Below are 11,767 nucleotides of genomic sequence, written 5' to 3'. Positions count from 1 at the left end.
CAGCAGCGTCGGCACCAGCCAGCCGCCGGTCGCGGCCAGCGCCTTGGCGCCGGCCTCGTCGGTGAAGCTGCCATGCTCCACCGAATCGACGCCGGCCCGCGCTGCCGCCTCGATGCCGCGCGGGCCGTGGGCGTGGGCTGCCACCTTAAGGCCCAGGCTGTGGGCGGTGGTGACGAGGGCGCGCATCTCCTCGTCGGTGAAATGCTGATCGAGGCCCCGGCCCTGCTGGCTGAGCACGCCGCCGGTGGCGGTGAACTTGATGACATCGGCGCCGCGCTGGCTGGCCTCCCGCACACGCGCGGCGCATTCCACGGCGCCGGTGCAGGTGTTGCCCTGGTCCAGCGCGTCGTTCACCGCCGGCGAAAAGCCCGACACGTCGCCATGCCCGCCAATGATGGCCAGCGAGCTGCCGGCCGCGAGCACGCGCGGGCCTGGGAACAGCCCGCTGTTGATGGCATCACGCACCGCAAAGCCGGCCAGCCGCGCGCTGCCCAGATCGCGTACGGTGGTAAAGCCAGCGCGCACGGTGAGCCGGGCATTCTTGAGGCCCGTTGCCACCGACAGTTCGGCGCTGTCGATGGCGCGGCGCCAGAACGGTTTGCCGGGATCGCTGGTAAGATGGACATGGGCATCGATGAGGCCGGGGCTGAGCGTGCGCGCCGACTGGTCGATCACCTGCGCGCCAGCCGGAATCGCGGCGCTTGCCGGCTGGATGGCGGTGATCCGGCCATCGGTGACGATGATGGTGGAAGGCCCCAGCGCCGGTTTGGCGGCATCGGTGATCACCCGGCCGGCCCGGATGGCGATGGTGTCCGCTGCAGCGGGACTGGCCAGCAGCAGGCTCAGCAGGACGGCGGTGCGCATGAAAATTCCCCCAGAACCGGCAAGTTCTGGAGGCATCGTGCCACGGCCACGGCCAAGGGCCAGTTGCAATCAGTCCATCTTGCGCTTGATGCCCAGCCGGCGGATCTCGATCTTGGGGCAGCGGTCCATCACGACGGTCAACCCGGCGGCCTCGGCGCGGGCGGCTGCGGCGTGATCGACAACGCCGAGCTGGGTCCACACCGATTTCGCGCCCGCCGCGATGGCGTCCTCCACCACCTCGGCCACGAACTCGCTGCGGCGGAACACGTCCACCATGTCGATGGGGTCTACAATGTCGGCGAGGCTGGCCACCACGGTCTGGCCATGGATGGCCTGCCCGGCGAGCTGCGGGTTGACCGGGATCACCCGGTAACCGTGCGCCAGCAACATCCCCATCACCTCGTGGGCGGCGCGCTCCGGCCGGTCGCTGGCGCCCACCAGCGCGATCGTGCGCACGGTCTTCAGCAGGCGGGCGATGTCGGCATCATCGGTCAGCATCGGTCACAGCCCTACGGTCACGATCACGCCTTGCGCGATCTCGTCGAAGATGCCGGCAGCCTCACCGGTGAGCGGTTGCCCGGCATCGGCGGCCTCCCGCACCGCCATCTGCAGCGGGATGCGGCCCAGGAAGGGCACGCCCATCACGTCGGCCTCGCGCTCGGCGCCGCCATGGCCGAACGGGTCCGACACGTGGCCGCAGTTGGGGCAGCAATAGCCGGCCATGTTCTCCACCACGCCCAGCACGCGCACGCCGACATCGTTGAACATAGCGACCGCGCGGCGCGCGTCGATCAACGCGAGATCCTGCGGCGTGGAGACGATGACGGCGCCATCGGGCTTCAGTTTCTGCGCGAGGGTGAGCTGCACGTCCCCGGTGCCGGGCGGCAGATCGATCACCAGCACATCGAGCGCGCCCCAGTCACACTGCTCGACCATCTGCACCAGAGCCGAGGAAGCCATCGGTCCGCGCCACACGATCGCTTTGCCGGGATCGGTCATCATCCCCATCGAGAGGGCCTTGATGCCATGGCGCGTTTCGGGCTGCAGCCGGTCGCGCTCTACCCGGGCGCGGCCGGTGATGCCCAGCATGGTTGGCACCGAGGGGCCGTGAATGTCGGCATCCAGAAGCCCCACCTGCTGCCCGGCGCGGGCGAGGGCAAAGGCGAGGTTGGCGGCCACGGTGGATTTGCCCACCCCGCCCTTGCCGCTGGCGACCGCCACCAGCTTGCGGATGCCGGGCACCCTGGTCTCGATCGGGCGGGGGGCGCCGGCCGGGGCGGCGGCGCGGTCCGCCGTGAGGATGATGCGCACGGCACCCACACCGGCCACGCGCCGCAGGGCGGCTTCCACGGCGGCCTGCAAGCGTTCGGCGGCAGTGCGGTCAAGCCCATCGACGGCCAGCACCAGCCCCACCGTGCCATCGTCCTTGACCACGATGCCGGCAGCGCGGCCCGTTGCCAGCACGCTGGCGCTGTCGCGGCCGTCTGGGTCGGCAACGCTCGCCAATGCTGTCGTCACCGCATCTTTGAGGGACATGATCCTGGTCTTTCCTTGCGCCGGGGACATGATACGGATGCGAAAGGGTGGGCATGGTCGCCGGCGTCGCACCCGCGTCAGCCAATGCCCTCGCAATCCCGGTCCGGGGTTCGTATATAGTTGTTTCACGCGCACTGATAAGGCTTCCTCGTTCATGCCCTGGCAGAACAACGACACCGAAGACGGCAACACCGAGCCCGGCGGCGGCCCGCAGGCCAACCGGCCTGAAGGCAAGCCGTCCAATCCTTGGGGCGAAGGCCCGCCGCGTCGCCCGATGGGCAATCGCGGCCAGGGCCGCGGCGAGTTCGACGATCTCATCCGGCGCAGCCAGGAACGGCTGAAGACGCAGTTCGGCGGCGGTGGCGGCGGCGGTCCGGGCCGCTTTGGCGGTGGGCCGGGCGGCATCGACCTCAATGACGGGCGCTGGCTGTTGTGGGCTGGCGGCGCCATCGTGGCAGCGTGGATCGCGCTGGGCAGCTTCTATCGGGTCGACGCCCAGGAGCAGGCGGTGGTGCAGCGCTTTGGCCGCTATGTCGAAACCACCGGGCCAGGCCTGCACGTCAAGCTGCCGTGGCCGATCGACGCGGTGGAGCGCCGCAAGGTGGAGCAGATCAATGTCATCGACATCAGCTCGAGTGAGGGCGGCAACGAGAATCTGATGCTCACCGGCGATCAGAATCTGATCAACCTCGCCTATGCGGTGCGCTGGAAGATCCAGAACCCGGAAAATTTCCTCTATGAACTGCGCGACCCGGAAAAGACTGTTCGCGAAGTGGCCGAAAGCGCCATGCGCGCCGAGATCGCGCGCGCCTCGCTGAACGCCGCCCTGGGGCCGCAGCGCGCCCAAATCGCTGATCAGGTGCGCGAACGCATGCAGGAGCTGCTCGACAGCTACAAGTCGGGCATCGACGTGCGCGGCGTTGACATCAAGCAGGCCGATCCACCGGCCGCAGTGGACGGCGCCTTCAAGGACGTCTCGGCCGCCCAGCAGGACGCACAACAATATCTCAACCGGGCGCGCACCTATGCGCAGGCGCTGGTGGCGAAGGCCCAGGGTGATGCCGCCGCCTTTGATGCCGTCTATGCCCAGTACCGGCTGGCGCCCGAGGTGACGCGCAAGCGCATGTATCTGGAAACGATGGAAAAGGTTCTGTCCAAGGTGGACAAGACGGTGGTCGACGCCGGCAATGTCACGCCCTATCTGCCGCTGCCGGAACTGCGGCGGCGAGCGGCGGCGGCCCCGGCCCCGTCTCCTGCCACGCCGCCGGCCACCCGTTGAGGACGAGCGATGACTGCACTCACCCGCAACCCCGCCCTGCTCGCCGCCATCGGCTTCGGCATCGTCGTGCTGGGCATGAGCAGCCTTTACACCGTTCCGGAAACCCAGCAGGCCATCGTGCTGCGGCTGGGCAAGCCGGAGCGCATCATCAACGCCTATGATCCCAAGGCGCGGGTCGGTGAAACCGATGCCGGCCTGGCCGTGAAGGTGCCGTTCATCGAGAGCGTGAAGTTCGTCGAGAAGCGCATCATGGATCTCGACATCGATGCGCAGACGGTGCTGTCGACCGATCAGCTGCGGCTCGTGGTGGATGCCTTTGCGCGCTTCCGCATCGTCGATCCGCAGCGCATGGTGGAAACCGTGGGCAGCGAGGAGATGGCGGCCGACGCCCTGAAGCGCATCCTGGCTTCAAAGGTGCGCAACGAGCTGGGCAAGCAGCCATTTGCCGCGCTCCTGTCGCCCGAGCGCGGCGAGGTGATGGAGGAGATCCAGAGCTCGGTGAACGAACAGGCCAAGCAATATGGCGCCGAGATCATCGACGTGCGAATCAAGCGGGCCGATCTGCCAGCCGGCGCCACGCTGGAAGCCGCCTATGCGCGCATGGCTTCGGCCCGTGCACAGGAAGCAGCCACCATCCGATCGCAGGGCAACAAGCAGGCCCAGCTGGTGCAGGCCGAGGCCGACGCCCAGGCCGCCCGCATCTATGCCGACAGCTTCGGCAAGGATCCGGAATTCTATGCCTTCTACCGCGCGATGCAGGCCTATCGCACCACCTTCGAGGATGGCACCGGCCAGATCGTGCTGGGCCCCAACAACGAGTTCATGCGCGAGTTCGAGGGCAATCGGCGCAACCGGTAGGCCCCCGAAACCCAAGGTTCCACCGTTCATGCCCGGTTAGGCGTGTTGTTTCCATAAGGCACAGGCCCCGGAAGAGCTGCCCGAAATCTGCAACTCTGAAACGCTGCCAAGAGACTGTGAAGGACACAGATGACGAAGCTGCTGCACACCCTGGTTCCCGTTGCCATCCTGGTCACCGGTGCTGCCGCCATCGCGGTGGCCCAGCCGGCCGCGCAGCCGGCGCAGAACGCCCAGCCGCCGGCGGTGGCGATCGCGCCGCCGGGCGGCGCGCCGCGGAGCTTTGCCGATCTCACGGCCCGACTGGCGCCGGCCGTGGTCAACGTGTCGACGACCCAGAAGGTCGAGGTCGGCCGCATGCGGCGCTTCCCCGGCCAGCCCGGCAACCCGCTGGAGGAGTTCTTCCGGCGCTTCCAGGAACAGCAGGATGGCGGCGAGCCTGTCACGCGCGAGGCAACCAGCCTCGGCTCGGGCTTCGTCATCGCGCCCGATGGCTATATCGTCACCAACAACCACGTCATCTCATCGGGCCAGAGCCGCAACCAACCGGTCGATTCGATCACTGTCACCCTGGCTGACCGGCGCGAATACACCGCGCGGGTTGTTGGCCGCGATCCGCTGACCGATCTGGCCGTGCTCAAGATCGAGGCCACCGGCCTGCCCTATGTGCAGTTCGGCAACAGCCAGACGGTGCGCGTGGGCGACTGGTCGATTGCCATCGGCAACCCGTTCGGGCTGGGCGGCACCGTGACGGCCGGCATCATCTCGGCGCTGCACCGCGACATCGGCTCCGGCCAGTATGACCGCTATATCCAGACCGATGCCAGCATCAACCAGGGCAATTCGGGCGGGCCGCTGTTCGATCTGGCCGGCAACGTGATCGGCATCAACACGGCGATCTTCTCGCCCACCGGCGGCAATGTCGGCCTCGGCTTTGCCATTCCGGCCGAACTGGCCAAGCCGGTGGTGGACCAGCTGAAGGCAACGGGCACGGTCAAGCGCGGTTACCTGGGGGTCGCCATCCAGCGCATGACCGCCGATATCGCCGCCGGCCTCGGCCTGCCCAAGGACAAGGGCGAGATCGTCGCCAATGTTGAACCCACCGGCCCGGCCGCCCGCGCCGGCATCCGCCAGGGCGACGTGATCCTGTCGGTGGGTGGGCGCGAGGTCGATTACGACAACAGCCTGTCCTATCTGGTCGCCACCACGCCCATAGGCACCAGCGTGCCGATCGAGCTGCTGCGCGACGGCAAGCGCCAGCGGGTGACGGCGCTGATCGCCCAGCGCCCATCGGAACAGGTGGTGGCGCAGCGCGCCGGCCTGCCTGCCGACGAGGACGAGGACGCCGCGCCGGAAGCCGACACCAAGGCGCCCGGCATCGAAGCCGCCCGCGCCAGCCTGGGCATCACGCTGCAGCCGCTCACCGATACGCTGCGCCAGCAGCTGCGCCTCGACGAGAAGGTCGCTGGCGTGGTGATCGCCGGCATCAGCCCGTCGTCGGACGCGGCCACGAAGGGCCTGCAGCGCGGCGACATCATCCTGAAGATCGGCCAGAAGCCGGTGACGACGCCGGCTGAGGCCGCCGCAGCGGTGGATGCCGAGCGCAAGGCCGGCCGCGACACGGTGCTGATGCTGGTGCAGCGCGGCACCACGCCGCCGGTGTATCGCGGCGTCAAGCTGATCCCGGCCAAGTAAGTCCGGCGGGGGGAGCCAGACGGCTCCCCCCGCCCTCACAGCGCCTTCTCGAACACCCGGTAGGTGCGGGTGACGTGGCTTTCGATGGCGTCCGCGATGGAGCGCATCGGGCCATTGTCGTCGAGGATCCAGCCAATCTCGCCTTCGCTGGCGCCGAATTCGGCCACCGAGGCACGGCGGATATATTCGATCATCTGGAAGGCCATCAGCGACGCGACGCGGTGGCCCTGCAGCGATTTCCGGATGCCCATCAGCGGCACCCGCATCCGTCTCACCTTTGGCGCCCGCAGCCGCCACAGCAGCTTGGCCCAGCCGAATGGGAACAGCTCCCCATTGAGGTCGCCGGTCAGTTCGTTGATGTCGGGCAGGGTGATCATGAACCCAACCGGCACGCCTTCATACTCGGCGATGCGCACCAGATCTTCGAAGATGATGGGCTTAAGCTTCTTGCCGACATAGGCGATCTCGCGCGGGGTCAGCGGCACGAAGCCCCAGTTGTCGGACCAGGCATCGTTGAGGATGTCGAGAATCAGTGCGGCTTCCTGATCGAACTTCGCCTTGTCGACTGGGCGGGTGACCAGCTTGGCGTTGCGTTCTGAAAAGGCGACGATGCGCTGCACCATTTCGGGGAAGGGGCCTGCGATCGGCAGCGACCAGCAGTGCAGATCCTTGATGCCGACATGGCCGTGGGCGGTGACCAGCCGTTCGTAGTAGGAGCGGTGATGCCCCATCATCACGGTGGGCGGCCCCTCGAAGCCCTGGACCAGCAGGCCGGGCTCGTCCCAGATCGACAGGCTGAACGGCCCCAGCGCCCGCGTCATGCCCTTGGCGCGCAGCCAGGCTTCGACCGTGTCGAGCAGCGCATCGGCCAAGGCCTGATCATCGATGCATTCGAACATGCCCCAATGGCCGGTGCCGGGCCCGCCGCCGGGGCTTTCGGGCCGCAGTACCAATTGATCGACCTGCGCCGAGATGCGGCCCACCACTGCGCCATTGCGCTCCGCCAGCCAGAAGGCCGCCTCGGCATGTTCGAACCAGGGGTTGGTCTTGAGCCCGCCGATGAGGCCGTGCACCTCCGATTTCAGCGGTGGCACCCAGTTGGGATCATCGGCATAGAGACGCCACGGCAGGTTGACGAAGGCCTTGCGGTCGGCCGCGGTCACGACAGGGCGGATGGAAATGCTGCTCATCGCCGGCGGTGATAGGCGGCAATCGCGGCAAAATGGCGGCGCGCTATTCTTCGGTCCGGATCAGCACCGCTTCACCGATCAGAAGGAACAGAAGGAATGGCGCCCACGCCGCCATCAGCGGCGGCACCGTTCCGAAATTGCCCATGGCCAGGCTGAAATTGTCGGCCACGAAGAAGGCGAAGCCCAGCGCCATCCCGATCACCGCGCGCACGAACAATTTGCCTGACCGCGCCAGGCCAAAGGCCGCCACCGCGCCCAGCAGCGGCATCAACACCGCTGACAGCGGCCCGGAAATCTTGTGCCAGGCGGCCGCTTCCAGCACGTCGGTCGGCTTGCCGGCGGCGCGCTGCTCACCGATCTGCGGCCACAGCTCCCACAGCGGAACATAATTGGGGTTGATGCTGCTGGTGGTGAACTGGCGCGGCACCACGTCCGTGGGAAAGTCCAGCCGTTGGCGCCGTTCCACCGTGCCGCTGGCCACGTCGAACAGCCGCACGTCGTCCAGTCGCCAGCCAGTGCTGATCGGGGTGGCGCGATCTGCCATCACCACTTGCACCAGCCGGTTATCGGCCCGGTCATAGATGGTGACGTCCCGCAAGCGGGTGGCGTTGCCGCGCCCGCTCACGCGATCGGCGTGGAACAGGTCGTCCCCGCCACGCACCCAGCTCTGTGCCGGTTTGGGAACGGTCTTGGGCAGCTTGCGGAACTCATTGTCCTGCCAGGCCTTCAATGTGGCGCTGGCGCGCGTGGCGATGCGCTCGTTCCACACGAAATTGGCCGCCGCCACGCCCAATGCGGCCACCATCAGCGGTGCGAGTATGTGGTGCGCTGAAAGCCCGGCCGCCTTGAAGATCACCACCTCGCTGTTCTGGTTCAGGGTCGCCAGCGTCACCAGGGTCGCCAGCAGCACCGAAAAGGGCAGGAACAGCTGCACGATCTGCGGCGCGCGCAAGGACACATAGACCCACAGGTCTGCCTCGCTGTTGCCCGGCGCCGCCAGCACCTTGCCGCTTTCCGACAACAGGTCGAGCGCCTGCAGGATCACGGTGAGGCCGATGATGAAGGCCGCTACCCTGACCAGGAACATGCGGGCCGTGTACCAGGCGATGGTGCGGGACGGGAAAATCGCCATGCCGCTCAGCCCGCCGACAGCACGTCGTCAGACCAGCGGGTGCGCCGCACCAGCCGCGCCGCCAGGCCCGACACCAGGGCGGTGACCTTGCCGAACCAACGATCGAGCGCGCCGATCGGCTGCCCGCCCGGCCGGCCCAGCACATGGTAGAGCCACAGCGCCAGGCCGAAGAACAGCGCGAACGGCACCCATTGCGCCAGCAACGGATCGACCCGGCCCAGCGCGCCCATCCGCTCCCCATACTCTGTGAACTTGTGGAAAGTGACGAGCGCGATGATCGACAGGAACACGCCCAGCGCCGAGGTCGAGCGTTTCGGTGGCACCGCCATGGCAATCGCCAGGAAGGGGAGCACGAACATGATCACGCACTGCACGATGCGGCGGTGGAAGGTGGCCGCCGCGCCGCGCCGCTCGTCAGGGTTGGCGCTGGTCAACATGGTGCGGGCCAGTTCCGGCAGCGTGGCTTCCAGATTGCCTTCGCCGCGCTTGCGGAACGCCGCCATCTCCGGCAGCCGGATCGGCAGGTCGTGTTGCTGGAAGCTGAGCACGCGCGGCGTCGCCGTGGCATCGGGACTGTGAATCAACGTGCCGTCCTGCAAGCGCAGCAGGATATATTCGGGGTCATCGGTGGCGAGGAAGGTGCCCCGGGCGGCGGTGGCGGCGATCGTCTGCCCATCCTTGCCGTCCGGGCCCTTCTGGGCAGCGCGGACGAACAGGCCCCTGAGATCGGCGCCCTGCTCGCGCGATTCCTCCACCCGCAGCGTCATGCCGCCGCCCAGGTTGGCGAACTCGCCGACCTTGATCGACGCGCCAAGTGCGCCGGAGCGCAGCTCGAACCGCAGATTTTCATAGGCATAGCGGGTCACTGGCTGCAGCCAGCCGACAATGCCGAAATTCACCACCGCGAACACCGCGGCAAAGATGAACGGCACCCTGAGCAGCCGGCCATAGGACACGCCGACCGCCAGCAGCGCATCCAGCTCCGAGGTGGTGGCCAGCCGGCGGAAGGCCAGCAGCGTGCCCAGCATCACCCCGATGGGAATGCCCAGCGACAGATATTCGGGCAACAGATTGCCCAGCATCCGCCAGACGACACTGACCGGGCCGCCTTCGTTGATGACGAAATCGAACAGCCGCAGCATGCGGTCCAGCACCAGCAGCATGGCTGCCACCACCAGCGTGCCGATCAACGGCACGAGGATGAGGCTGAACAGATAGCGATCGATGCGCTTGGTCACGCCGCAATGCATCCCTCACCGGGCGCAGGCGGCGACCGGGCGGCTATGCTATACCCGCCCGAAATGGCCCAGTCATGAACAATTAGGCCATGAACAATCAGGCGGCTTGCGACTCCACCAGCGGCAGCCGGCAGCGGGCAGCAGCTTCGGCAAAGCGGCCCAGCACCGTGTCGATCTGCTCGTTCGAGTGCAGGGCGCAGATCGAGCAGCGCAGCAGGAACACGCCGGCCGGCGTGGCGGGTGGCCGGCTCATGTTCACATAGACACCCAGCTCGATGAGGGTGGACCACATCAGCGCGGTGGTCTCCTGGTTGGGCATCAGCACCGAGACGATGGCGCTTTCCGGCGTCTCGGTGGCGAGCTTGAAGCCGCGCGCCTTCAGGCCGCCATGCAGACGACGGGTCGCCTCCCAAAGCCGGGCGCGCTTGTCGTGCGCGGTCATCAGCTTCCGGATGGAGGTCGCGGCGCAGGCCACCACGGCTGGCGGCAGCGAGGCGGTGAAGGTGTAGGGCCGGCAGACCAGCCGCAGGATCTCGAACTTGGGGTGGTTGGAGACGCAGAAGCCGCCCACCGTGCCGACCGACTTCGAGAAGGTGCCCACCACGAAATCGACATCGTCGGCGACGCCTTGTTCCTCATAGACGCCGCGGCCGTGCTCGCCGAAGAAGCCCATGCCGTGGGCTTCATCGACCAGCACCATGGCGCCGTGCGCCTTCGCAATGGCGACCAGTTCCGGCAGCGGCGCGATGTCGCCCAGCATCGAATAGACGCCTTCCAGCACCACCAGCTTGCCGGCATCGGCCGGCAGCCGCTTCAGGCGCTTTTCCAGGTCGCCGGCATCGTTGTGGCGGAAGCGCACGATGTCGGCGTTCGACATCTTGCAGCCGTCATAGATGGAGGCATGGCTGTCGGCATCGAGGATGATGAAATCGCCCTTGCCGGCCAGCGTCGAGACCATGCCGAGATTGGCCTGGTAGCCGGTGGAGAACACCATCGCATGGGAAGTGCCATAGAAGTCCTTCAGCGCCTCCTCGCACGCCGCGTGGGTCTGATAGGTGCCATTGAGCACACGGCTGCCGGTGGTGCCGGCACCAAATTCCCGCAGCGCGGTCTCGCCGGCGGCGATCACGTCGGGATCGAAGGTCATCCCCATGTAGTTGTAGGTGCCGAGCAGGATGGTGTGGCGGCCCTTGATGATGGCTTCGGTGGGGGAAATCACCTTTTCCATCACGATGCCGAACGGATCGCGGATGCCGGTGGAGAGCAGCCCGGCATGCTCGGCGATCAGCGAGTCATACTTGCTGAGCAGGTCGACGGTCATGTCGTCAGCCCTTCTTCTGAACCAGGCCGTGCACGGCATCCGCCACCTGCCCGATGGTCTCCAGATCGGGCAACATGTTCAAGGGGATCATGATGTCCCATTCGTCTTCCATGCTGGCCACCAGGTCCATCACAGTCAGGCTGTCCATCTCCATGTCACCTGCGAAGGTGGTGGCCTCCAGCAGCGGCACCTTCTTGGTGTTGAGCGGCTCGATCAGCTCGATGATGCGGGCATAGACAGCAGAGCGGTCGGTCATCTGGGTTCCGGGTCAGTGAAGGGACGTTGCGTGCCTTTGCCCCCACATCATGGCCAAATTGCGGAGCGGCTCACAGCCAGCCGCGTGCTCGGTAATCGCGCACCGTGTCGGCCATGCCAGACGCGAGATCGAAACGCGGCTGCCACAGATCGGCAATGCGGGCGTTGCCGCCGCGCGCCACCCAGTCGGGATGGGCAAGATAGCGGGCGCGGTCCCGGCTGAGCCTTGGCAGCTGGCCGCGCCAACCGGCGATGCGGCTGGCAACGGCAGCAGCGCCAGCCAGCAGGGCATCGCCCACCGGGATCATGCGCACGCCCCTCCGGCCCAGCGCCGCGGCGATGGCGCCGGCATGATCGGCGTGGGTGTGGCCGCCGCGCGCACCTGCACCATCGTCCAGCTCC

Annotated in this window: 11 protein-coding genes and 1 pseudogene; 3 read left to right on the top strand and 9 right to left on the bottom strand. The window is 67.3% G+C overall.

Going from position 1 to position 11,767, the window contains the following annotated elements; translation table 11 throughout:
* The 3 genes from GJV64_RS06245 to GJV64_RS06235 all read right to left on the bottom strand — a co-directional run.
* The coding region (locus tag GJV64_RS06245) for an amidohydrolase family protein (protein WP_164156414.1) at window positions 1-864 on the bottom strand (864 nt) is incomplete at its 3' end.
* Between the two features lie 69 nt (window positions 865-933).
* A complete protein-coding gene (locus GJV64_RS06240; RefSeq protein WP_164156413.1) occupies window positions 934-1,362 on the bottom strand; it encodes a CoA-binding protein in 429 nt (142 codons plus the stop codon).
* A gap of 3 nt (window positions 1,363-1,365) precedes the next feature.
* Entirely contained in the window at window positions 1,366-2,400 is a 1,035-nt protein-coding gene (locus tag GJV64_RS06235; protein ID WP_164156412.1) for an Mrp/NBP35 family ATP-binding protein, read from the bottom strand.
* Window positions 2,401-2,554: 154 nt separating this feature from the next.
* Here GJV64_RS06235 and hflK point away from each other — a divergent pair, with 154 nt between their 5' ends.
* The 3 genes from hflK (at window position 2,555) to GJV64_RS06220 (ending at window position 6,229) form a co-directional block, all read left to right on the top strand.
* Complete coding sequence (gene hflK / locus GJV64_RS06230) at window positions 2,555-3,679, top strand: FtsH protease activity modulator HflK (RefSeq protein ID WP_164156411.1); 1,125 nt, start codon at window positions 2,555-2,557, stop codon at window positions 3,677-3,679.
* A gap of 9 nt (window positions 3,680-3,688) precedes the next feature.
* Window positions 3,689-4,537 (top strand): protease modulator HflC, encoded by an 849-nt coding sequence (gene hflC, locus GJV64_RS06225; protein ID WP_164156410.1) that lies wholly within the window; start codon window positions 3,689-3,691, stop codon window positions 4,535-4,537.
* Window positions 4,538-4,666: 129 nt separating this feature from the next.
* Window positions 4,667-6,229 (top strand): Do family serine endopeptidase, encoded by a 1,563-nt coding sequence (locus GJV64_RS06220; RefSeq protein WP_164156409.1) that lies wholly within the window; start codon window positions 4,667-4,669, stop codon window positions 6,227-6,229.
* Between the two features lie 35 nt (window positions 6,230-6,264).
* Here the strand turns inward: GJV64_RS06220 and GJV64_RS06215 are convergent, their stop codons facing one another.
* The 6 genes and pseudogenes from GJV64_RS06215 to GJV64_RS06190 form a co-directional block, all read right to left on the bottom strand.
* Window positions 6,265-7,419, bottom strand: coding sequence for an N-acetyltransferase (locus GJV64_RS06215; protein ID WP_164156408.1), 1,155 nt, complete (start codon window positions 7,417-7,419; stop codon window positions 6,265-6,267).
* Between the two features lie 43 nt (window positions 7,420-7,462).
* Window positions 7,463-8,551 (bottom strand): LPS export ABC transporter permease LptG, encoded by a 1,089-nt coding sequence (gene lptG / locus GJV64_RS06210; RefSeq protein WP_164156407.1) that lies wholly within the window; start codon window positions 8,549-8,551, stop codon window positions 7,463-7,465.
* A 5-nt stretch (window positions 8,552-8,556) separates the two neighbouring features.
* Window positions 8,557-9,789 carry an LptF/LptG family permease gene (locus GJV64_RS06205; RefSeq protein ID WP_164156406.1) on the bottom strand — a complete coding sequence of 411 codons (1,233 nt, stop codon included), beginning with the start codon at window positions 9,787-9,789 and terminating at the stop codon, window positions 8,557-8,559.
* Window positions 9,790-9,886: 97 nt separating this feature from the next.
* Window positions 9,887-11,110, bottom strand: coding sequence for a serine palmitoyltransferase (gene spt, locus GJV64_RS06200; protein WP_164156405.1), 1,224 nt, complete (start codon window positions 11,108-11,110; stop codon window positions 9,887-9,889).
* A gap of 4 nt (window positions 11,111-11,114) precedes the next feature.
* Complete coding sequence (locus GJV64_RS06195; protein WP_164156404.1) at window positions 11,115-11,366, bottom strand: acyl carrier protein; 252 nt, start codon at window positions 11,364-11,366, stop codon at window positions 11,115-11,117.
* A 70-nt stretch (window positions 11,367-11,436) separates the two neighbouring features.
* Window positions 11,437-11,767 (bottom strand): annotated as a pseudogene (locus tag GJV64_RS06190) (NAD(P)-dependent oxidoreductase); the annotation flags it as partial.

Origin of the sequence: Sandarakinorhabdus rubra, from assembly GCF_010994245.1 — a bacterium.
In the GTDB taxonomy this organism is placed as follows: Bacteria; Pseudomonadota; Alphaproteobacteria; order Sphingomonadales; family Sphingomonadaceae; genus Sandarakinorhabdus; species Sandarakinorhabdus rubra.
This window is presented reverse-complemented; position numbering and strand designations above follow the sequence as displayed.